Raw genomic sequence first — 24,807 nt, forward strand, 5'->3', positions numbered from 1 at the left:
AAGGTTACCTCTCATAGGTAACCTTCTTTTTATATCCAACCCTTTTCTTCCGCAATTGTAATTGCCTCAATTCTATTTTTCGCATCAAGCTTCGCTAATACTTCAGAAATATAATTACGTACTGTACCCGGCGAAAGATAAAGTGCCTTCGCAATTTCGTTTGCCGTCTTTCCTTCTTTCGCAAGCAACAGTACTTCCTTTTCGCGATCTGACAACGGATTTTGCTCCTGCCATAAGCCAAACATTAAATCTTGGGAGACCTCTCGTTTCCCCTTCATTACATTACGAATTGCTGCCGCTAAATCTTCACTTGGGCTATCCTTTAATAAATAGCCGTGCACACCAGCTTTCATTGCTCTTTCAAAATATCCCGGCCGTGCAAATGTTGTTAAAATCATTACTTTGCATGATGATTTTTCTTTCTTTAAAGTCTCAGCGACATCCAATCCACTTTGAATCGGCATTTCAATATCCATAATACTTACATCTGGCTTTAACGATTCAATTAATTTTAATGCCTCTTCCCCGTTCGCAGCTTGCCCAATTACTTCGATATCATCTTCTAGATCAAGCAGGGCCCCTAATGCACCACGAAGCATCCGCTGGTCTTCTGCAATAATAATTCGAATCATGCCCTCACCTCATCTTTTCCTGTTCTAATAACAACTGGAACTTTTACCGTTAATAACGTCCCTGGATTGATTGTACCTAGTTCAACAAATCCATCAATAAGAGCAATTCGTTCTTTCATGCCGCGAATACCATTTCCATCATGATTTTGATCTGTTAAACCGATTCCGTTATCTTCTACTTTCAAAATCAGTTCACCTTGTGATTCTAATACAGAAACTGCGCACCGCGTTGCCTTACTATGTTTTACAACATTTGTAACGGCCTCACGTAAACACATACCGACAATATTTTGTTCAATTGGTGATAACGAGCTCGATCTTGCTTCTTGCCTCACTTCTAATTCAATATTAGCTGCTTGTAAGATCGCTTTTATTTGCTCTAGCTCTTCTTCTACCGTAATCATACGCATATCAGAAATTAATTCTCTAAGCTGTTTTAAGGCGGTACGAGAAGTTTGTGTAATTTCCTTCGCTTCCGCACTTGCACGCTCTGGATTTTTCACAATTAACTTCTCAACGAGCTGGCTTTTTAAAGTAATAAGAGATAACGTATGCCCTAATGTGTCATGAAGATCTCTTGCAATTCGCTGCCGTTCTTCACGTTTTACTAAATCTTTAATTTGCTCGTTCGCCTCATCTAATTGATTTCTTAACATCTTTTTCTGATTAAAATTACGCATACCAAATGGCGTAAGAAGCATTAAAATAAACATCGGAACGATATTTACTAAACTTGTAGTTGTTAGTTGATTCATATTTACAAATAAAAATGCTCCAAGCATTATAACTAACGAGCATAACAGCACTCGAAATACTTTCTTATTTGGCGCAAATCCCATCGCACTTGCTGTGAAAAAGCCAAAAAATATCATAAAAGGATTATAAAATAAAGCAAATAAAAAGATGAGTATCATTTGAATGCATGCCCATAAAATAAACGTCTTCTGAACAAAATATAGCTGACGGTATGTGATAATAAAAAGTATCAACATACCGCTTCCTAGCACAAGCTTCCATCCTGATGCTTGTGCTAAATGATAAATTGGAAATAATAAATATACAAGCCACATGTACGGAAAAAATCCCATATGTTTTGGAAAAATCTCAATCCTCTTCTTCTCTATCATTTATACCGCTTCCTGTCTTTTTCTTATATATATTGATACTACAACAAATATAAGGAAATAACCTCCTAATACCGCGATATTTTCCCATCCAATTGATTTTCCAGCTACAATATCCCACGCACCACTTCCGAAATGGTATGTCGGTGTCCATTCACCAATCGTTCTTAATATTTTTGGGAATATTTCAATCGGCATCCACAACCCGCCAACTATAGCTAAACTCATATTTAAAATATTTGCTAAGCCAGCAGCTGCGTCCGCCTTCTTAATGGAACCTATTACTGTTCCTAACGCTAAAAATGGTGTTACCCCTAACAATAACCATAACCCCGCACCAATCCATTGCCCTACCGTTAACTCAACATGATTAATTAGTATCCCTGCAATAAAGATAACTAATATTGAAAAAGCATTTACTACTATTTGAGCGATAATTTTTGCTGTTAAATATGCTCCCTCTGGAAGCGGTGTAATTTTTAGAAGATGTGTCCATCCTTGCCCTCTTTCCTGAGAAAGTCTCACACCGAAACTAAAGAGTGCAGTCCCTACAATACTGAAAGTTGCCATCGAAATTAAATAATGTGCTTTCCACGCATCTCCGTTTTGTGGTACTTGAACAACATTTGTGAAAATGTAGTAAAACATAACAGGCATTAATAATGAGAAAAAGATAAATAATTTATTGCGGAATGTACGTAAAATTTCTATTTTGCACTGCATCCATAACGCTCTCATGCGATTTCCTCCTTCTGATTTGCAACGAATTGTTCAAATGCCTCATCAAGACTTCCACGTTCAACTGAAACATCTGTTACAGGTAAACTCCTTTGATAAATGGCTTTTAAAGTTGCATCCGTATCCTCCGTTGTTAAAATGAAGCGTCCTTCGTTTGACTTTACTTCTGTTACATTTGGTAATTCCTTTAGTAATTTTGTAGGAATGCTTTCCTTTGAGTAAAATGTGATTGTTTTTCTCGAAATTGTTGCTTTCATTTCGTCTGGTGTACCATCTGCGATAATCTTTCCGTTCGCAAATAATAAGATACGATTTGCTAAAGCATCTGCTTCTTCTAAATAATGCGTCGTTAAAATAATCGTTTTCCCTTCACTTGCTAACTTTCGAATCGTTTCCCAAAACGTTCTTCGAGACGTAATATCCATTCCGACTGTCGGCTCATCTAAAAATAACAAATCTGGATTTCCCGCAAGTGCAAGCGCAAAGTTTAACCTTCTTTTTTGCCCACCTGATAACTTCTCACATCTTTGCTTTCGCTCTGATTCTAAATTTGATAACTGCAGTAACGTTTCTTTCGCTATAGGATTCGTATAATAACTACGGAATAACTCAATTGCCTCTTCCACCGTAATACTATCAATGACACTTACTTCTTGCAGCATCGCACCGAGGCTATTACGAACATCTCTATGCTTTGGACTCTTTCCAAATATAAAGACCTTACCTTCTGTTGGGTCCTTTAATCCAAGCATCATCGACATCGTCGTTGTTTTCCCCGCACCATTCGGACCAAGTAACGCTACTATTTCCCCTTTATTTACATGAAATGAAACATTATTTACTACGTTTTTATGTTTAAATGTTTTAGAAACACCATTTACTTCAATAATCTTTTCCATCTCTCCACCCCCGCTGTTTCTTATATTTACATTGTATTACTTGGAAAACTTAGGAAACAGTATGATGCGTCATGACATCGATATGACAATTGTCATGTATTCTTTATGAGAGGAATCAACCCGCATACCGCAAGCGAGTAGCAGGACGAAAATAAACATGATACAATCGGATAAGATATATATTCGAGGAAGGACAGTGGTTTTCATGATTATTCGTAATGAACAAGATTTAGAAGGCTTACGAAAAATCGGCCGCATCGTTGCGCTTGCACGTGAAGAAATGAAAAAACAAGCGAAGCCAGGTATGACAACGAAAGAGCTTGATTTGATCGGTAAAAAAGTATTAGATGAGCATGGTGCTATTTCTGCACCTGAAAAAGAATATGATTTCCCAGGTGTAACTTGCATTAGTGTAAATGAGGAAGTTGCTCATGGTATTCCAGGAGATCGTGTATTAAAAGAAGGCGACTTAGTAAACGTCGATGTATCTGCTGCACTTGATGGCTATTATGCAGATACAGGCATTTCATTTGTTCTTGGAGAAGACGAGGCAAAAGAAAAACTTTGCCAAGCAGCAGTTGATGCATTTTGGGCAGCAATGAAAAAGGTTAGAGCTGGCTCAAAACAAAATCAAATTGGTCGTGCTGTTTCAAACTTCGCACATAAAAGTGGATACAATGTTATTCAAAACTTAACTGGTCACGGCATTGGTCTTAGCTTACATGAAGCACCAAATCACATTTTAAGTTACTATGATCCAATGGATAATGCGCTTCTAAAAGACGGTCTTGTTATCGCTGTAGAACCGTTCATCTCTATGAAAGCTGATCATATTATTGAACGTGGTGACGACGGTTGGACATTCGTTACACCTGATAAAAGTCTTGTTGCACAATGTGAACATACTGTTGTCGTAACACGCGGCGAGCCAATAATCTTAACAGAAATCTAATACCAAAAACGGCTGTTTTGTAGATTTATTCCACATAAAACAGCCGTTTTTATTTTTGGGAAAATATGTGAACCATTGTTGAACTCTTTATCATTTAAGTATATAATCTTTAGCGGAGGTTACTTAAGCTTATCTTTACTAAAAAGATATTGTAACTAAGGAGTAAAACACCTTCTTTCTTATTGTTTAAACAGGCTCAAAAATGACCGTAGTAACGTGTTAGTCGAATATTCTGTAATCCTTATATTTCTCTAACAATGTAAGAAACTATCACCTTTCAACTTCGGTCCACTAGTCGCACAACTCTCTTTAGACAAAATAAATGACTATTTTCAAAGTACATATTGTCTTCATTCTGACCAAAACCAACCCTATCTAGATTTTTATTTCCACATAACTTTAAGGCAAAAATAAGCCTTCACAAAGGGATACACTACCTTGGTTAGTATGTATCGTAAAACTTACCTTTATAACCATTCTTTTTTACTAGATATACATGAAAACTATCTCACATATAAAGGTCTGATATCATTATTTATATCAGTATTTTTTTCGGCATTTTTTGTCGAATTGTGTATATTTCCATAGAACTGTGTAAATATACATTTTGTTTTACGTTAAATAATATTGCTTTGAACATAATTCTGTTTGTCTGAGAACGCGTATAGAAACGGAGGGATAACAAAAATAAATAGCTTATAACAAATACTTTTAATATTCCATTTGTTCATGTGGAATAAGTCCCCAATGGACAAATGAATGTTCAGAGGAGGAAAAATGAAAAAACTTTTTAATGTATGTTTAATTGTATTCGTACTATTTTCGCAACTTGCTAGTTTTCCATACAATCAAGTAAGAGCGGAAACCTTAACAGGAGATTCCTTATTTGACACTGTTGAAATGAAAGATGCAACGAATCATATTATTGACGAATCAAAAAATCCTAACAATTTAATAAAGATAGGATCAACCATTCAAGTAGAATACGCTTGGTCAATAAAAGATCAACAAGTTGCACACGCAAATGATACAGCAGTAGTTCAAATACCACTTGCATTAAAAGTATCTAAAGATTTGCAAGGGGATTTAGTAACAGATCAAAAAAATATTGGTCAATATTTTATAACAGCTAAAGATAATAAATTAAAATTAATATTTAATGATCAAGTAGAAAATTTGAAAGACGCTAAAGGAAAAATTAAAGTTGATACCGTGTTTAACTCAACTTTAAAACCTGGGGAAAAATCAGTTCAAATCGCTTTTCCTTTAGGAACAATGGTTCAGCCTATATCAGTTCCTGTTCAAGTAGAAAACTCTAAAGAAGATGGCACCAAACAGGATACTAATAAACAAGCGCAAGATCCAGTAGCTAAACCTGTTACTGACAATCCGGAGCAAGATCCAGCAACTAAAACTGTTACTGATAATCCGGAACAAAACCCAGCAGCTAAAACTGCCACTGATAATCCGGAACAAAACCCAGCAACTAAAACTGTTACCGATAATCCGGAACAAAACCCAGCAGCTAAAACTGCCACTGATAATCCGGAACAAAACCCAGCAGCTAAAATTGCTACTGACCATCCAGAACAAAAGCTATCAAGCGACCCTGCTGAGAATACAAATTCAGGTCCAAAGCAAATAACAACAAACATTTTAACCAGTGTAAAGTTGACGGATAAAGACGGAAAACCATTTACAGAGGATAACCGTCCAAGTACAGATTCCCCTGCCAATATTGAGTTTACATGGGAACTTTTAAAATCAATGAATGTGAAAAATGGAGATTACTATATTTTTGATCTTCCTAAACATTTTAAGATTTACAATACAATTAACAGTCCTTTATATGATAGTGAAAACCATCAAATTGGTAATTTTACTGTTACAAAAGATGGAAAAGTCACGATGACATTCAACGATTATGTTGAAGAGCATCCAGATGTTGCTGGTAACCTACAATTAAAGACAGAATTTAATAAAGCTGAAATTAAAGGTACAACAACACAAGAAATTCCTTTCCCGATTAAAGATAAGGATGTTTCTATTACAGTTGACTTTAAGCCTAATGTACAAACAGCTACGAATAAAAAGGGTTTACCTGATAGACCAATTAATACAAATGAAATTAATTGGAAAGTAGAGATGAACAAAACGAAAGACACCCTTAAAAACGCTGTTTTTAAAGATAACATTCCACAGGGTACAAGCTTAAATAAAGATTCTATTAAAGTTTATTATTTAGAAGTTGATGTTAATGGGAATGTAACGCGTGGTGCAGAAGCTGAGCCAACAGATTACAATATTATTTCATCAGATGGCTCAAAATTGGAGATTGCTTTCAAAGATTCTATCAATAAAGCATATCAAATCGAATATGCCACAAAAATTACTGATGAAAATATTAAAAGTTTCCGAAATAACGTTACGATAACGAGTGATAATCAAAAGCAACAAAACGCAAGTTCTACTGTAACGGTTTCTCGTGGTACACACTTAAATAAAACAAGTAAATATGATCCAAAGACGCAAACAATTGAGTGGACAATTACTTACAATGGTGATCAAAGAGAGATCAAAAAAGCAGATGCGATTTTAAAAGATATTTTTGACGATACACACGAACTAGATGCAAATTCTATTGTTGTAAAAAACGCTTCATATAATGAAAAAGGAACGCTTGTAACAGGAGACGCTGTTAATAATTACACTGTAAGTAACAAGAAGAATGGATTCGATTTACAGTTTAATGATGATATTAATAGTGCTTATGTGATTACCTATAAAACCAAGCCAACTAATAAAGTTATAGACGATGGAAAAGTAAAAAATAAAGTTACAGCTGATAATGATTCAAGTAAAGAAAATGAAGCTAGCTTCAAGCAGCAAAATATTATTAAATCTAATAATAAAGCTGAAACAAATTATAAAGACAAAACAACAACTTGGACAATTATAGTAAATAATAACAACTATCCATTAAGCAACGCGATTATTACGGACACCTTTGATCATGGTGGATTACAATTAAAAGATAAGAAACTAGAAATTAAAGACGGAAATTATACCCTTCAAGCTGGGACTGACTATGTTTTAGATGTAACAGATAAAGGCTTCAAAATTACTCTTATAGGTACGTATCAGTCTAATATGACAAAGACATTAGTCGTAAAATATACGACAGACTTTGATTATACAAAGCTAGAAAGTGGTAAAACTTCATTTAAAAATACAGGTAACCTTTCTTGGATAGATACGGATTCTAATCCACAATCAAATAAAGTTGAAGCTAATTTCGATCCTGATACTTTCACAAAGGCAAATGGTTATAAATACGGTTCTTATAACGCCCAAACGAAGGAAATTACTTGGATAATAGGCTTTAACTATAATAATGTTGAGATTAAAGATCCTTATGTTATAGACGTAATACAAGATAAACAAAAATTAGTGCCTGGATCCATTGAAGTGCGCGATATGATTCTAAATGGAAATCCTGATAATGCACAACCTGGTAATGCTGTACCAACTGAGAAATATGAACTTGAAGAACCTACAGAGAAAAATAAAAACACCCTAAAGGTTCATTTCAAACAATCAATTAATTCACCTTACTATATTATCTTTAAAACAAGCCTTGATGGTGAACTTATCCAAGGCACCTACAAAAACGAGGCAGATTTAAAAGATGGCTCTAAAATCGTAAACACCCTTACAGGTGACACTCAAGTAAATAAAGGTGGTAGCTTCGTTACTAAAAAAGCTGTGCAAGACGACAACTATATTAATTGGAGTATCGCAATTAACGAAAGCCAATCAACCATTGCAGATGCCGTTGTAACAGATGACCCAACCGAAAATCAGGTAATTGTGGAAGATTCATTCCACTTATATCCTACAACTGTTGATCCATATGGAAATTTAACAAAAGATACAGTAAACGAATTAAAAGAAGGAACAGACTATAAACTCAAAATAACAACAGACAATAATACCGGAAAGCAACATTTCGAAATTGCCTTCTTGAAAAAAATTGATCGAGCTTATATTTTAGAATATCGCTCACTTATTAATGCAGACGATAAAGAAAAAGTAAGTAATAAAGCGAAAATCACAGGCAATAAGTTGACAGTTAAAAACACAGAAACTACTGAAACGATTGAAGTGAGAATGTCTTCTGGTTCAGGCGGAGGATCTGCTACTAAAGGCCGTGGAAACCTTGAAATTATAAAGGTAGATAACGACAATAAGAACGCACTATTAGCTGGGGCAGAATTTACTTTATACGATCGTACAGGTAAAACTGTTATCCGTAAAATTACAACAGACAAAGACGGTATCGCTAAATTTAATAATTTAAAACGCGATAAATATTTATTAAAAGAAACAAAGGCTCCTGAAGGCTATGTAATTAGCTGGGATTTAAAACAAGGGAAAATTGTTGAACTTGGTACACAAGAGACTACAACATATAAACTTGCAAATAAGAAGTTTGTCGGTAAAGTAGTTTTAACAAAGTCTGATGACCTGAATAAAAACGTCACACTGCAAGGTGCCGTTTTCACACTACTTGATAAAGACAAAAAAATAATTTCAGAACACGAAAAATTAACAACAAATGATCAAGGACAAATTACTGTAGATAATTTAAAACCAGGAACTTACTACTTACAAGAAACAACTGCTCCTGAGCATTATAAATTAGACAGTACACCTATTCAATTCACAATCAAAGAAGATCAAACAACAGTAATAAACCGAACTGCAATAAACAGTTTGATTCCAGGATCGGCCATTTTAACAAAATTCGATAAAGATGGAAAAACTTTAGCAGGTGCGGAGTTCAGTGTACGCGATCGATATAACAAAGTAATTCGTGGATATGAAAAATTAACGACAAATGATCAAGGACAAATCGAAGCAAAAGATTTACGCCCTGGAGACTATCAATTTGTCGAAGAAAAAGCACCTAAAGATTACGACATAGATAAAAAACCAATTGAGTTTACAATTATAAAAAGTCAAAAGAAAGCAGTTACTGTTACTGCGACGAATCACCTCATTAAAGGTGGTGTCACTTTAACAAAAGTCGATGATGTCGATGGCACTGCCCTTGAAGGTGCTGTATTTAAAATTGTCGATGCGAATGACGAGAAACAAGTAATTCGTGAAAATATAAAAACAGGTTCAGATGGAAAAGTTACCGTTAAAGATCTAGAGCCTGGTGTTTATAAATTTATCGAAACAGAAGCTCCTAAGGATTATACGTTAAGTACAAACCCTATCGAGTTTACAATTGATAAAAGCCAACAAGCTCTTGCTACTGTTACGGCAAATAACAGCTTAAAAACGGGCGAGGTTGAATTATTAAAAGTTGATGAGTTTGGTGAGAAAAAACCACTAGAAGGTGCTGTATTCAAACTTGTCGATACAAATAATAATGACGTTTCCCCTCACACTAACTTAACTACTGATAAACACGGTAAAGTTAAAGTTAGTAACCTACGTCCTGGTACGTATAAATTTATTGAAATAGCTGCTCCTGAACATTACGTTTTACGAGCAGAACCTATTGAATTTACAATCGATAGAAGTCAGAAAGAAACTCTACTTGTGAAAGCTGAAAATGCTTTAAAACCAGGAGATGTTGAATTAACAAAAGTTGATGATATCGATGGTACAGCTCTTGAAGCTGCTGTATTTAAAATTGTTGATGCAAATGATGAAAAGAAAGTTATTCGCGAAAATGTAAAAACTGGTGCGGATGGTAAAGCTATCGCTACTGGCTTACGCCCTGGCGATTATAAATTTATCGAAGTAACAGCACCGAAGTATTACGACAAAAATACAAAACCAATTAAATTTACGATTACAGAAAGTCAAACAACTCAGGCTACTGTTACCGCTAAAAACAGCTTAACAAAAGGCGGTATTGAGTTAACAAAAGTGAATGCTGCAGATGAAAAGGAAACACTTGAAGGTGCAGTATTTAAAATCGTTAATAGAGATACTAATGAAGATGTTCGTACGGACCTTGTTACGAATAGTAAAGGAATGCTAGTTGTAGATGACTTACGTCCTGGTAACTATAAACTTATCGAAACAAAGGCTCCAACTTATTACGATGTAAATGTAGAACCAATTGAATTTACAATCGAAAAAGGACAACAAAAACTTCTTCCACTTACATTTAAAAATAGTTTAACGAAAGGAAAAGTTAAACTGATTAAAGAAGATGATGTGGAAAGTAGTAAAGCTCTTGCCGGCGCTGTATTCACATTGCAAGACGCAACTGGCAAAGAAATTATGAAAGATTTAACAACAGATGATCACGGAGTATTAGTTATTCCTGATTTAGCACCAGGGGATTATCAATTTATCGAAACAAAAGCCCCTGAACATTATAAATTAGACAAAACACCTATTAAGTTCACAATTAAAAAAGGTAGTAAGGAAGATCTTCCTATCCCTGTTACTGTAAAAAATAGTTTACTTACAGGTGGCGTCACTTTAACAAAAGTTGATGATATTGATAGCACTACTCTTGAAGGTGCAGAATTTATAATCGTTGACGCTCATGATACTAAAAAGGTAATTCGCAAAGGTTTAACGACTGATAAAAACGGTAAAATTTCTGCTTCTGATTTACGTCCTGGAGACTATCAATTTATTGAAGTAAAAGCTCCAAAAGACTATACCTTAAGCAAAGACCCTATTCCGTTCACTATCGAAAAAAGTCAAAAAGAGAATATTACTGTTACTGCTACTAACAGTTTAAAGAAAGGTGCAGTAACATTAACAAAAATTGATGACATCGATCGTACGATGCTCGAAGGTGCAATTTTTAAGATTGTTGATATGAATGGTAAGGAAGTTCATACGAATCTCGTTACAGATAAAAACGGTAAAATTTCTGTTTCTGATTTACGCCCTGGAGACTATCAGTTCATTGAAACAAAAGCTCCTGAGCACTATGTATTAGATGAAACAACGATTCCATTTACAATTGAAAGAAGTCAAACGAAAGAGATCAATGTTACAAGCAAAAATGCTTTGAAAAACGGTAGCGTTGAACTAACAAAGATTGACGATATTGATATGAATACAAAACTTGCTAACGCCGTATTTAATTTATTAGATGCAGACGGGGAGCTAGTTGAAGAAGGCTTAAAAACAAATGATGAAGGTAAAATTGTTGTTGAAAATCTACGTCCTGGTACGTATCAATTCGTTGAAACAATTGCTCCTGAACATTACGATTTAGATAAAAAACCTATCGTATTTACAATTAAAAAGAGCCAAACTGAAACCCTTCATGTCACTGCTACAAATGCTTTAACAAAGGGTGCAGTTAAACTTTCTAAAGTAGACGATGTTGATGGCACTGTTCTTAAAGATGCAGTATTTAAAATTGTTAATATGAACGGTGATGTAGTTCATAAAAACCTTGTTACAAATGAACAAGGAATAATCGAAATTAACGACCTACGTCCTGGTGATTACCAATTCATCGAAACGAAAGCTCCTAAGCATTACGTTTTAGATGAAACACCAATCAAATTCACTATTGAAAAAGGACAGAAGAAAGATATTTCTTTAACTGCTACAAATAGCTTAAAACAAGGTAGTATCGAATTACTTAAAGTTGATGATTTAAACACTCAAACAAAACTTGCCGATGCGGTATTTAATTTACTAGATCAAGATGGCAAAGTACTTAAAACAGATTTAAAAACAAACAGTGAAGGTAAAATCGTTATCGAAAACTTACGTCCTGGTACGTATCAATTCGTTGAAATAACGGCTCCTGAACACTATGATTTAGACAAAAAACCAATTATATTTACAATTGAAAAAAGCCAAAAAGATATTGCTACCGTTACTATGGAAAATAGTTTAACAAAAGGCGGCGTGGAACTTTCTAAAGTGGATGAAGTCGATGGCACTACTCTTGAAGGCGCAGTATTTAAAATTGTGGATATGAATGGCACTGTAATTCGCAAAGATCTTGTTACGAATCAACAAGGTAAAATTAGCGTTTCTAACCTACGTCCTGGTGATTATCAATTCATCGAGACAACGGCTCCGAAACACTATGATTTAAACAAAGAGCCAATTCCATTCACAATCACAAAGAGCCAAGCTGATCCTATCTCCGTTACAGCTACAAATAGCTTAACGAAAGGCGCTGTGGAACTTTCTAAAGTTGATGATGTAGATGGTACTGCTCTTAAAGATGCGATATTTAAAATTACTGATATGAATGGTAACGACATTCGCACTGAGCTTACAACAGATGTACATGGAAAAATTTCTGTTTCTGACTTACGTCCTGGGGACTATCAGTTTATTGAAACGAAAGCTCCTGAACACTATAAATTAGATAGTACACCTATTAAGTTTACAATTAAGAAAAGCCAAAAAGAAATGCTCCAAGTTACTGCTACAAATAGCTTAACTGAGGGTGCTGTAGAATTAATAAAAGTGGATGATATAAACCCAGATACAAAACTTTCTGATGCAGTGTTTAACATCATCGATGCGAAAGGTAAAATTGTTCGCACTAATTTAACTACTGATAAAGATGGTAAGATTACTGCTACGAACTTACGCCCAGGAGACTATCAATTCATTGAAACGAAAGCTCCGAAAGATTACGATTTAAATAAAACACCTATTAGTTTCACTATCGAGAGAAGTCAACTAACTCACGCTTCTATTACTGCTAAGAATGGCCTAACAAAAGGTGGCGTGAAATTAACGAAAGTTGACTCTATAGATAAGAAAGAAATGCTAGAAGGTGCGGTATTTAAAATTACTGATCTGAACGGTAACGATATTCGTACGAATTTAGTTACCAATAAAGACGGAAAAATAATCGCTAAAGACTTACAACCAGGAGACTACCAATTTATTGAAACGAAAGCTCCTAAACATTACGACTTAAATGAAGAACCTATTAAGTTCACAATCGAAAGAAGTCAAACAAAGCATGTCTTCGTTACAGCTATTAATAGCTTAACGAAAGGTAGTGTGGAGTTAATTAAAGTTGATGATGCCAAGCAAAACACAACACTTGAAGGTGCAGTATTTAAAATTGTTAATAAGGATGGACACGATGTTCGTACCGATTTAACTACTGATAAAAACGGCCGTTTAGTTGTGGATGAATTACCACCAGGAGAGTATGAGTTTATTGAAACAAAAGCTCCTGAACACTATGACTTAAACGACACACCTATTAAGTTCACAGTTAAAAAAGGCCAAGAAAAAATCGCCTCTGTTACTGCTACTAACAGCTTAACTAAAGGCGCAGTTGAATTAACTAAAGTTGATGATATCGATGGTACTACTCTTGAAGGGGCTATCTTTAAAATTGTAGATATGGACGGTAAGGATATTCGTTCTGATTTAACTACTGATAAAGATGGGAAGGTTTCTGTTTCTGATTTACGTCCAGGAGATTATCAGTTTATTGAAACGAAAGCTCCAACTGGCTATGATTTAAACATTAAACCAATTCCTTTCACAATTACGAAAGGACAATCTCAGGTTACCTCTGTTACAGCTTTAAATAGTTTAACAGCAGGTTCAATTGAGTTAACTAAAGTTGATATTGATCACCATGGAACACTTGAAGGTGCCATTTTCAATATTTTAGACCAAGATGGAAAATTCATCCGAGAAGGTTTAAAAACAGATCAACACGGAAAAGTAATCGTAAATGATTTGAAACCTGGTACTTATCAATTAGTAGAAACAAAGGCTCCTAAAGGCTATCAATTAGATGCATCACCAATAAACTTTACAATTGATAAAGCCCAAGCTACGCCACTACAAATTACAGTTTCAAATAAAAAAATTGAATCTTCTTCAGGTGGGGATGACAAGCCAGTTACTCCTCCAAATAAAGAAGAAAACAAAGGCAATGAAATATCTGAGAAACACGAAAACGGAACTTCCGAAGAAACATCGAATAAAACAGATAACAAACAGCAAGATGATCGAAATACGGATAAACACCTTCCAAATACAGGTCATAAAGAAGACCCTACACAAACAGTAGGTATCCTTCTTCTACTAGCTGGATTATTAAGTATTTTGGCTACAAAACGCAAAAAAAATTATTAATAATTTTTTCACATCCAATCAATTTCTTAATTGATTGGATGTTTTTTTATACAAAAAGGACGATACATAAAGTATCGTCCTTTTAACGGGGTGAGGCTGCCCAAAAGTACGGAAAACCTTTGAACAGCCTCTTATTTTCATATGGATGCCTTACATATATCACTGATAATAATTATGAAATGCGGAAACATAATTACCATCAACTGATTCAAACATGAGAAATGAAACCCTACAGTGATTCCATTCCTCTACATAATCTAAAGTTTGGGTACACTAGATTCATGCAATGTAGGAGCTTTCAGAGTAGAAAGCGAACCTTCGTTTAAAATGATAGCATACATATCTCCCTCAAAAATATGCAAATATGCATATATCGTTTTTATTTCTCAATGTCTGAATATTGAAAAATAAAAGGTGCAAAGGTAAAATAAAGTCATTATCCGTCTTCTTTTGTCAGTCAGAGAGAATAGAAGAATAGGAGAGGAAAAAATGAGAAAATCATTGAAACAAAAAATAGTAAGCTCTTTGCTTGCTGTATCACTCGCTGTTAGCTTAGCTCCAATTGGGCAAGCAAAAGCGGATTCCACGTCAGAGGTTACACAAACTCCATCTATTACAAAACAGATTGATCCAAACCGCGCGATTGAACATGTTCGTTTCTTATCTGAAACAATTGGTCCTCGCCCCGGTGGAACAAAATCCGAAGAATGGGCTTCTCGTTACATTGGTATGCAGCTTAAATCAATGGGCTATGACGTAGAATATCAACCATTTCAGGTGCCCGATCAATACGTTGGATTCATTGAATCACCACTATCAACAAAACGTAATTGGCAAGCTGGTGCTGCTCCTAATGCACTCATTTCTACAGAAGCTGTTACAGCTCCCCTTATCTTTGTTCAAGGTGGGACAAAATTAGAAGATATTCCAAATGAAGTAAACGGTAAAATTGTTTTATTTGAAAGAGGAACAACAGTTACAGACTATAATAAACAAGTTGAAAATGCTGTTAGCAAAGGTGCAAAAGGTGTTCTTTTATACAGTTTAATTGGCGGACGCGGAAATTATGGACAAACCTTCAATCCCCGCCTAACGAAAAAGCAATCTATCCCTGTCTTTGGTCTTGCTTATGCGCAAGGAAATGCATTTAAAGAAGAAATCGCTAAAAAAGGGACAACAATTCTTTCCCTAAAAGCGAGACATGAATCTAAATTAACATCTCTAAATGTTATCGCCAAAAAGAAACCAAAAAAGAGTACAGGTAATGAAAAAGCAGTCGTTGTAAGCTCGCACTATGATAGTGTTGTCGGAGCACCTGGCGCAAATGATAATGCTTCTGGAACTGGATTAGTATTAGAACTAGCTCGTGCTTTTCAAAATGTAGAAACTGATAAAGAAATTCGCTTTATTACCTTTGGTTCTGAAGAGACTGGATTACTTGGTTCGGATTATTACGTGAATAGTCTATCCCAAAAAGAACGCGACCGTATTTTAGGTGTCTTTAACGCCGACATGGTTGCAACAAATTATGATAAAGCAAAGAATTTATACGCTATGACACCTGATGGCTCTACAAACTTTGTAACAGACGCTGCCTTGCAAGCAGGTAAACAACTAAATAATGACCTCGTCCTACAAGGTAAATTCGGTTCTAGTGATCATGTTCCATTTGCTGAAGCTGGTATTCCTGCTGCTCTATTCATTTGGATGGGTGTGGATAGTTGGAATCCATTAATCTATCATATTGAGAAGGTATACCATACACCTCAAGATAACGTATTAGAAAACATTTCACCTGAACGAATGGGAATGGCATTAGACGTTATCGGAACAGGAGTTTATAACTCGCTTCAAAAACCTGTTCCTCAAACTGAACAGAAAGCTGCTTAATCATTTAAAAGACCACTGATTTTATCAGTGGTCTTTTATTGAGAAAAAATATATATGCATAAAAGCATATTTTATCCTACCCATTATCGTATACAATATTAACTGTAACAACACCGATTACAACTAATAAGGAGGCTTTTTCTATTATGAAAAAAATGATTTTAGCAGGTGCATTAACTTTAGCAGGAATTACTGGAGCTACTGCGTTTATTCCTGAAACAAAAGTCGCTGCTGCCGCTCAAGAACAAAGCTTTACAAAATTTTATTCTTTGCAAACTGGAGGTAGTTCTGAACAAGAACCTATTTTCCTTCAAAAAGGACAAGAACTAACAATTCATCCTAACAGCAAAACTCCTAGTTACAGTGTTTATGACTCAAATCATAACCTAATTGGACGTTATTCTGATGGTTACGGCCGAATTTTCACTGCAAAAACAGATGGAAATATGTATGTTCAATTTCATGCACCTTACGTTTACTATAGTCCTGTTAGTTTTTCTGTTACTTATACTATTCAATAAAAAAGAGGTCCTTTATAGGGCCCCTTTTATTTCTCTTGCCAATTCACTTTTACGAATCCATCTTTCACTTTTAATCCACTTATATTCAATACATACTCTTCATTTGCTTTTAAAGTAACTGTAAAACTACCTTTTTTCGATTCACAGATTTCCTTTAACTCCTTTATCCACATAAGAAAGTTGGTGCCTTGATGAAAAAACCTTTATCCACGTCTCTTGAAAAATATCTTCCGCATCTTCTTTCGTTTTCGCTAACTTATAGCATAAGGAATATATTTGCTTCTTATATATATATCAATTAATTCTTCTACCTTTTCTTCCATCATAAGCCTCCTGTCATTTATATAAGACGACGCAAATTCCCTTTTTGTTTGATAAAATTTTATTTTTTTATTATCTCCACATAAAAAGGCAATCACAACATCGTGTGATTGCCTTTTATTTAAAAACGAAAGTCCGCTTCCGCTTTTCTTTATGTCCAGCTCTGCCTCCTAGCCCCTTCTGTCTAAGAACCTTCCCCACTAGAAGATAAAATGCATCTTCTGTGGGAAAGAACCTTAGCCTTCGGGACTAAACAGTCGGCTCCGCTTTTCTTTATTGTCTAGCTCCAGCAGCTAGAATACTCGGTGGCTTCGCGCCTTCCTCCGAGGCAAAGTACGCCTCTCTCTCAGGAGCTCCATCCCCCTCCTATTCTAAACGAGCCGCTTCCGCTTTTCTTAATTACATTTTTTCTGGTGCAGATACTCCTACGATTGCTAATGCATTTTGAAGTGTAGTGCGTACTGCTTTCATTAACTCGTAACGAGCTTTACTTAATTCTAAATTATCTTGGTTTAATACTTTTTCTGCATTGTAGAAGCTGTGTAATGTTGCTGCTAATTCAAATGCATAGTTTGTAATACGGTGTGGTAGACGTTTTTGTGCTGCATCCGCAACTACCGCTGGGAATTCACCAAGTTTTTTCAGTAACTCTACTTCTTTTTCAGAAGTAACAAGTTTGTAGTTCACATCTCCGCCTGTAGCTAATCCTAATTCTTCACCTTGGCGAAGGATGCTGCATACGCGAGCGTGAGCGTATTGTGCATAGTATACTGGGTTTTCATTAGATTTTGATACAGCTAAGTCCATATCGAAGTCTAAATGAGAGTCACCGCTACGCATTGCGAAGAAGTAACGCATTGCGTCCACGCCTACTTCTTCCATAAGCTCACGAAGTGTAACTGCTTTACCCGTACGCTTACTCATCTTCATTTTTTCACCATTTTGGTATAGTTGTACCATTTGGATGATTTCTACTTCAAGCGTGTCTTTATCGTAACCAAGTGCTTGAATAGCAGCTTTCATACGTGGAATATAACCGTGATGGTCAGCACCCCAAATGTTAATTAACTTATCGAAACCACGCTCTAATTTATCACGATGATACGCGATATCTGGCGTTAAGTATGTGTAAGAACCATCATTTTTAATTAATACACGGTTTTTATCGTCACCGTAAGTCATTGAACGGAACCAAGTTGCACCGTCTTCTTCAAAGATCTCATCGCGCTCTTTTAATACAGCAAGTGCTTGATCAATTTTCCCGTTTTTGTATAATGATGTTTCTGAGAACCATACATCAAATTTAACGCGGAAGCTTTCTAAGTCTTTTTGAAGTTTTGCTAATTCATATTTTAAACCGTACTCACGGTAGAATTCATAGCTTTCTTTTTCATCAGCTTTCGCATAACGATCACCGAATTCTTCTGCTAAACGTTTACCAATTCCAATGATATCCGCACCATGGTATCCGTCTTCTGGCATTTCTTTTTCTAAGCCTAAAGCTTGCATGTAACGAGCTTCAACAGAAAGAGCTAAGTTATGAATTTGGTTACCAGCGTCATTAATGTAGTACTCACGAGATACATCGTATCCTGCTTTTGCTAATAGGTTACATAAAGTGTCACCTACTGCCGCACCGCGTGCATGTCCTAAGTGAAGGTCACCTGTTGGATTCGCAGATACGAACTCAACTTGTACTTTTTCACCTTTACCAGTATTCGTTTCACCGTAAGCTTCACCAGCGTTTACGATTGTTGGAATTAAATCTGTTAAGTAGCTATTATCCATATAGAAGTTAATAAAACCAGGACCAGCGATTTCGATTTTTTCAATAGAAGCTTTTGCTTTATCGAAGTTTGCAACTATTTCTTCTGCAATCATACGAGGTGCTTTTTTCGCAACGCGTGCAAGTTGCATTGCCATATTTGTAGAGAAGTCACCATTTGTTTTATCTTTTGGAGATTCTAATACAACGTTTGGAATTTGTTCTTCTGTCGCTAATTCTGCCTTTAATACAGCAGCCTGAATTTCTTCTTTAATCAATCCTTTTACCTGTTCTAAGGAATTCATTATTTTGCCTCCTTCAAATTAATTGTAATAGTATATCTGCCAGCTTCTTGTTCACTTAGAAGCAATGCGTACGTTAAGAAGAGTTGTCCTTTTTTCTTTTCATCCGACCATTTAAAAAGAACGTTATCAGTCTTTGTTTGCAATGCAAACGTACCAAGTTCACTCGTATACGTACCAGTTGTCCATTCACCTTTCGCATGCGTCTGACGCATAGAAACAGCACCTGAACGCATAATGAGAACTTGTTCATCTTGAATTTTAATAATTGTTTTCACTTCGCCTTGTTCGTTCGGCTCCTGGAATGTTACATATGTACCTTGACCTTTTACATAGTATTGACCATTTGCTTCAAAAGCAACGGTTTCCTTCCTCGCCCCTTCACGGATTTCTGTTACGAAATGAACGTGTACCGGCAAGCCTGCAAGTTGTTTCTCCACGTCTTGCACACCTTTCAAATGTTATAGATATTAAATACTACTTATAATAAATCACTTTTCCTATCATATCAAAAAAAGACTCTGTCTGTCTGCTGAAAAATCAGGAAAACTCCATTTCAAAAAATAATTCACTTCTACTTTATTTCATATGATAAAATATTTTTTAAATCTAAATATTCTTTCAATTAAAGAGGTGAATGTAGTGATACCAACAAAGTTAAAAAAGGGTGCTGAAATACGAGTGATTTCACCATCGTGTAGTTTAAGTATTGTTTCAAATGAAAATAGAAAACTTGCTATAAAAAGATTAACTGACATGGGCTTTCAAGTTACATTCTCAAAATATGCTGATGAGATAGATCGATTTGCTTCCTCCTCTATTTCTTCCCGCATTCAAGACCTCCATGAAGCATTTCGAGACCCTAATGTAAAAGCTATTTTGACTACACTTGGCGGATACAACTCAAATGGTTTATTGAAACATCTCGATTATGATTTAATTCGTGAAAACCCGAAATTTTTCTGTGGTTATTCTGATATTACTGCCTTAAATAATGCAATTTACGCAAAAACAGGGCTTGTTACATACTCAGGACCCCATTTCTCTTCGTTTGGAATGGAGAAAGGGCTCGGGTATACAACCGATTACTTTTTAAAGTGCTTAACTTCTAATGAGCCTATTGAAGTTCTTCCATCTGAAACATGGAGCGATGATTCTTGGTATATAGATCAGGAAAATCGAGAATTTATTAAAAATGAAGGATATGTTTCAATTCAAGAAGGAGAAGCTACGGGAGATATTATCGGTGGCAATATGAGCACATTTAACTTACTGCAAGGTACACCATATATGCCAAATTTAAAGGAGAAAATTTTATTTATTGAAGAAGATAGTTTAACTGGAACATCTACTCTTAAAACTTTTGATCGTTATTTACATTCCCTTATGCAGCAGCAAGGTTTTGAATACATAAAGGGAATCGTTATAGGAAAGATGCAAAAAGGTGCAGAATGTACGATAGAAGACATTCAAGAAATGATTGCTTCAAAACCTGAACTTGCACATATCCCTATCATTGCAAACGCAAGTTTCGGGCATACAACCCCGATTTTCACTTTTCCAATTGGTGGACGTGCAAAAATTATTTCTCACAAAGAGAAGACATCTATCACTATTTTAACGTACTAAAAAAGGAGCGAATGAGTCGCTCCTTTTATGGTTTTTCTATTTTTTCCAACGCTTTTTGCGGAATGGATTCTTTCGGGATTTCAGCCCATCCTTTTCCTTGCATACCTTTTGCATAAATTTTTATAAACGCCCCCGTATGCAATTCACGGTTCATCATTCTTTTAATAACCTGTAACTTTCCATCTTCTGTATACCCTTTAAAAGTATACAAGTATTCTCCGTCTTTTTTCTCACCTTTATCTATAACCGCATAATAATCTTGTATTTCTTTATTTGAAAAGAAGTTGTCTACAAAAGCATGTACACCTTCTGTTTTTGTGTTCAAATAATACGCTGTTCCACCTAGAATAATGGCGAATACAGCTAAAACTTTAATTACCAATTTCATACATGAACCTCCTGTTTGCACTTCTTTCTCGCTAGTATTATATCTATACTTGTATTATACGGAAAAGAGCATACTATACTCTATCTAAAAGTCTTACACTTTCCTTACATTATTGTAAGGGATTTTTTCTTACAGCCAGTTCCCAAGAAAAAATTTTTCCGTTTCATACACTTTTATATTATTATTGAATGATACGAATTTTTATTACAAAAATCAAAGGAGACAGTTTTCAAATGGCTATCTTGCAAGGTTTAGCACTATTACTTGTTGTACTTTGTCTATTTACACTTTTCAGTTACCGTGCGCCTTACGGAATGAAGGCGATGGGTGCTTTAGCTAATGCAGCAATTGCAAGTTTTCTTATTGAAGCATTTCACCGTTATATAGGTGGAGAAATGTTTCATAATGACTTTTTACAATCAGTAGGAGAAGCTTCCGGTAGTATGAGCGGTGTCGCAGCAGCGATTTTAGTCGCATTAGCAATCGGTGTTTCCCCCGTATATGCTGTTTTAATTGGTATCGCTACTAGTGGATTCGGTATTTTACCAGGATTTTTCGCTGGATACGTTTGTGCCTTCGTCGTGAAATTTCTCGAAAAGAAATTACCAGCTGGTGTGGAATTTTTAGCAATCCTATTTATCGCTGCACCAATCTCACGCGGAATGGCAATGCTTATGGATCCGCTCGTTAACGCCACACTTGGTAAAATCGGTTCTATGATTTCAGTTGCAACTACAGAAAGTCCTATCATTATGGGTATTATGCTTGGTGGATTAATAACAGTTATTTCTACCTCTCCACTGAGTTCTATGGCACTAACTGCAATGCTTGGATTAACAGGTTTACCAATGGCAATTGGTAGTCTGGCTGTAGCAGCTTCAGCCCCAATGAACTTTATTTTCTTTAAACGCTTAAAAATTTGTTCAAAGAAAGATACAATTGCTGTAGCAATCGAGCCTTTAACACAAGCCGATGTTGTTTCAGCAAATCCGATTCCAATTTATGCGACAAACTTCGTTGGCGGTGCACTTGCTGGTATTATTACCTCTCTGTTCCAGCTCGTTAATAATGCACCAGGAACAGCATCACCAATCCCAGGACTTCTTGTCTTATTCGGATTTAATGACGTTGTAAAAGTAACAATTGCTGCTATATTATGTGGAATCGTTACCACTATTGTCGGATACATCGGATCTATTGTGTTCCGTAAATATCCGATCCGCTCTGCTGATGAAATTCGCGGAGTTACTTCGGAAGAGAAGGTTGCATAAGAAAAAGAGCTATTCCCATCGTTTAGGAATAGCTCTTTTTTGTATCGCGTAACGGCAAATGAAATTATATCGGCGGTTTTTTTAATATATCGGCGCAACTCGAATTATATCAGCGATTTTTTTAATATATCGACTTACCGGCACATAACGACAAAATAAGAGCCCTCTAATCATATAGAGGGCTCTTACTTTATCTAGCTGCAGCGGCTAGAATAATCGGTGGCTTCGCTTCTTCCTTCGAGGCAAAAAGCGCCTTTTGCAGGAAAGAACCTTAGCCACTGGGCCTAAACAGTCGGCTTCACTTTTATTTCACCCAACCGAGCAGCATTTCCCGCACGAATTTGCTTGCTGCGACTGGTGTTTGATCACTATGGTCGTAGACTGGAGCTACTTCTACCAAGTCTGCTCCAACTACATTTATATTTGAATTTGCAATTGCTACGATGGAATCTAATAATTCTTTAGATGTGATACCACCAGCTTCTAACGTTCCTGTTCCTGGAGCGTGAGCTGGGTCTAATACATCAATGTCGATTGTGACATAGACTGGGCGGCCAGCAAGTTTCGGTAATACTTCTTTTAACGGTTCTAATACGTCAAATTTGTATAAGTTCATACCTACTTCTTTCGCCCATTCAAATTCTTCCTTCATTCCAGAACGAATTCCGAAAGAATATACGTTTTCCGGACCAATTAAATCACACACTTTACGAATTGGTGTAGAGTGGGATAAAGGCTCCCCTTCATACGATTCACGTAAATCAGTATGAGCATCCATGTGGATGATTGCTAAATCCGGATATTTTTTTGCCATTGCCTTAAAAATTGGCCAAGACACTAGGTGCTCACCGCCGAGACCTAGTGGAAACTTATCGGCATCTAAAAGTTTTGATACATACTCTTCAATCATGTCTAAGCTGCGTTGTGCGTTTCCGAATGGTAATGGGATATCACCCGCATCAAAATATTTTACCTCTTCTAGTTCACGATCTAAATACGGGCTATATTCTTCAAGACCGATTGATACTTCACGAATACGTGCAGGGCCAAAACGAGATCCCGGACGGTAACTTACTGTCCAATCCATAGGCATCCCATAAATAACTACCTTTGACTCTTCAAAACTTGGATGACTTTTAATAAATACTTTACCTGAATAAGCTTCATCAAAACGCATATTCTTTTCCTCCTTATGTGGAACTTAAGGTATCCCAACCTTTCACTATTTCTCAAATTTGGAGCGAATTGCTCCTCTTTCTCGATTTACCGGGTCTTCTTTTTAACAACAAGAAGACGATTTTCTCTACAGAAGTGTAAGTAGCTAGCATGTTCAAGTCTTCTGGACAAACACCTTAAATGAGCTACTTACACTTTATTTGTTTGATACAATTCTCTTACTTAATTAAATCGCCAACAAATTTCGGTAATGCGAATGCTGCATTGTGTAATTCTTTTGTGTAGTATTTCGTTTCGATTTCGTGGAAACGCTCTTCACTTACTTCTAATGGATCATGTTTTTTAGATCCAATTGTGAACGTCCAAAGACCACTTGGGTAAGTTGGAATGTTTGCTGTGTATAAACGAGTGATTGGGAAGATCTCTTTTACGTCTTTAAACACAGTTGTAATTAGTTCTGGTGTAAACCAAGGGTTGTCCGTTTGTGCAACGAAAATACCATCTTCTTTTAACGCTTTTGAAATTCCAGCGTAGAAGCCTTTTGTAAATAGGTTTACCGCTGGTCCTACTGGCTCAGTAGAATCTACCATAATTACATCGTATTCATTTTCGCTTTCTGCGATATGTAGGAAACCGTCTCCTACTTTTACTTCTACACGCTCATTATCTAATGCGCCTGCAATTGATGGTAAGTATTGTTTAGAGTACTCAATTACTTTTCCATCGATTTCAACAAGAGTTGCTTTCTTTACACTTGGGTGTTTTAACACTTCACGAATAACACCACCATCACCGCCACCAACAACTAATACGTTTTCAGGGTTTGGATGTGTAAATAAAGGTACGTGTGCTACCATTTCGTGATAAACGAACTCATCTTTTTCTGTTGTCATAACCATGCCATCTAAAATAAGCATGTTTCCGAACTCTTCCGTTTCGACCATATCAAGTTTTTGGAATTCTGTTTGCTCCGTATGTAATGTGCGGTTAATACGCGCCGTAATCCCAAAATGTTTTGTTTGTTTCTCAGTGAACCATAGTTCCATCGTACAATCACGCCTTTCAATG

The 24,807-nt window shown here is 35.9% G+C and carries 15 protein-coding genes and 2 pseudogenes; 6 read left to right on the top strand and 11 right to left on the bottom strand.

What is annotated here, in order from left to right:
• Positions 1–29 precede the first annotated feature (29 nt).
• From DN399_RS26410 to DN399_RS26425, 4 genes are read right to left on the bottom strand one after another with little or no spacing between them, the layout of a single operon-like run.
• Positions 30–632: a response regulator transcription factor gene (locus DN399_RS26410; RefSeq protein WP_000619259.1), complete on the bottom strand. Its 603-nt coding sequence runs from the start codon at positions 630–632 to the stop codon at positions 30–32.
• Positions 629–1,759 (bottom strand): sensor histidine kinase, encoded by a 1,131-nt coding sequence (locus DN399_RS26415; RefSeq protein ID WP_044306574.1) that lies wholly within the window; start codon positions 1,757–1,759, stop codon positions 629–631. The genes DN399_RS26410 and DN399_RS26415 overlap by 4 nt, the downstream gene beginning before the upstream one ends.
• Positions 1,760–2,494, bottom strand: a complete 735-nt coding sequence (locus DN399_RS26420) for an ABC transporter permease (RefSeq protein WP_149150085.1) — start codon at positions 2,492–2,494, stop codon at positions 1,760–1,762.
• On the bottom strand, positions 2,491–3,393 hold the full coding sequence (locus tag DN399_RS26425) for an ABC transporter ATP-binding protein (RefSeq protein ID WP_149150086.1): 903 nt from the start codon (positions 3,391–3,393) through the stop codon (positions 2,491–2,493). The genes DN399_RS26420 and DN399_RS26425 overlap by 4 nt, the downstream gene beginning before the upstream one ends.
• Positions 3,394–3,550: 157 nt before the next feature.
• Between DN399_RS26425 and map the strand changes: the two genes are divergently transcribed.
• From map to DN399_RS26445, 4 genes are all read left to right on the top strand, one after another.
• Entirely contained in the window at positions 3,551–4,345 is a 795-nt protein-coding gene (gene map / locus DN399_RS26430) for a type I methionyl aminopeptidase (protein ID WP_003313889.1), read from the top strand.
• 777 nt (positions 4,346–5,122) lie between these two features.
• Positions 5,123–14,476: a SpaA isopeptide-forming pilin-related protein gene (locus DN399_RS26435; protein WP_149150087.1), complete on the top strand. Its 9,354-nt coding sequence runs from the start codon at positions 5,123–5,125 to the stop codon at positions 14,474–14,476.
• Positions 14,477–14,965: 489 nt separating this feature from the next.
• Positions 14,966–16,366 (top strand): M28 family metallopeptidase, encoded by a 1,401-nt coding sequence (locus tag DN399_RS26440; RefSeq protein ID WP_149150088.1) that lies wholly within the window; start codon positions 14,966–14,968, stop codon positions 16,364–16,366.
• Positions 16,367–16,512: 146 nt separating this feature from the next.
• Positions 16,513–16,887: a hypothetical protein gene (locus DN399_RS26445; RefSeq protein WP_000738221.1), complete on the top strand. Its 375-nt coding sequence runs from the start codon at positions 16,513–16,515 to the stop codon at positions 16,885–16,887.
• Between the two features lie 26 nt (positions 16,888–16,913).
• Here DN399_RS26445 and DN399_RS26450 read toward each other — a convergent pair.
• The 4 genes and pseudogenes from DN399_RS26450 to DN399_RS26465 form a co-directional block, all read right to left on the bottom strand.
• A pseudogene (locus DN399_RS26450) lies at positions 16,914–17,054 on the bottom strand (anti-sigma factor); the annotation flags it as partial.
• A pseudogene (locus DN399_RS26455) lies at positions 17,053–17,273 on the bottom strand (sigma factor); the annotation flags it as partial. The pseudogenes DN399_RS26455 and DN399_RS26450, both read right to left, overlap by 2 nt.
• Before the next feature lie 334 nt (positions 17,274–17,607).
• On the bottom strand, positions 17,608–19,278 hold the full coding sequence (argS, locus tag DN399_RS26460) for an arginine--tRNA ligase (protein WP_149150089.1): 1,671 nt from the start codon (positions 19,276–19,278) through the stop codon (positions 17,608–17,610).
• Positions 19,278–19,715, bottom strand: coding sequence for a YwiB family protein (locus DN399_RS26465; RefSeq protein ID WP_000414865.1), 438 nt, complete (start codon positions 19,713–19,715; stop codon positions 19,278–19,280). The genes argS and DN399_RS26465 overlap by 1 nt, the downstream gene beginning before the upstream one ends.
• A gap of 202 nt (positions 19,716–19,917) precedes the next feature.
• Between DN399_RS26465 and DN399_RS26470 the strand changes: the two genes are divergently transcribed.
• The gene (locus DN399_RS26470) at positions 19,918–20,904 is read left to right on the top strand and encodes a S66 family peptidase (protein WP_006922030.1); all 987 of its coding nucleotides are present in this window, start codon (positions 19,918–19,920) and stop codon (positions 20,902–20,904) included.
• A gap of 25 nt (positions 20,905–20,929) precedes the next feature.
• Here the strand turns inward: DN399_RS26470 and DN399_RS26475 are convergent, their stop codons facing one another.
• Positions 20,930–21,292, bottom strand: a complete 363-nt coding sequence (locus DN399_RS26475; protein ID WP_000779921.1) for a YxeA family protein — start codon at positions 21,290–21,292, stop codon at positions 20,930–20,932.
• 233 nt (positions 21,293–21,525) lie between these two features.
• Here DN399_RS26475 and DN399_RS26480 point away from each other — a divergent pair, with 233 nt between their 5' ends.
• Positions 21,526–22,563, top strand: coding sequence for a PTS sugar transporter subunit IIC (locus DN399_RS26480; protein ID WP_000996319.1), 1,038 nt, complete (start codon positions 21,526–21,528; stop codon positions 22,561–22,563).
• Positions 22,564–22,867: 304 nt separating this feature from the next.
• Here the strand turns inward: DN399_RS26480 and speB are convergent, their stop codons facing one another.
• Both speB and speE read right to left on the bottom strand, forming a co-directional pair.
• Positions 22,868–23,740 carry an agmatinase gene (gene speB, locus DN399_RS26485; RefSeq protein WP_001209831.1) on the bottom strand — a complete coding sequence of 291 codons (873 nt, stop codon included), beginning with the start codon at positions 23,738–23,740 and terminating at the stop codon, positions 22,868–22,870.
• A 217-nt stretch (positions 23,741–23,957) separates the two neighbouring features.
• The gene (gene speE / locus DN399_RS26490; RefSeq protein ID WP_000424696.1) at positions 23,958–24,785 is read right to left on the bottom strand and encodes a polyamine aminopropyltransferase; all 828 of its coding nucleotides are present in this window, start codon (positions 24,783–24,785) and stop codon (positions 23,958–23,960) included.
• Positions 24,786–24,807: the final 22 nt, after the last annotated feature.

The sequence above is a fragment of the Bacillus sp. AR4-2 genome (assembly GCF_008274865.1).
Classification (GTDB): domain Bacteria; phylum Bacillota; class Bacilli; order Bacillales; family Bacillaceae_G; genus Bacillus_A; species Bacillus_A cereus.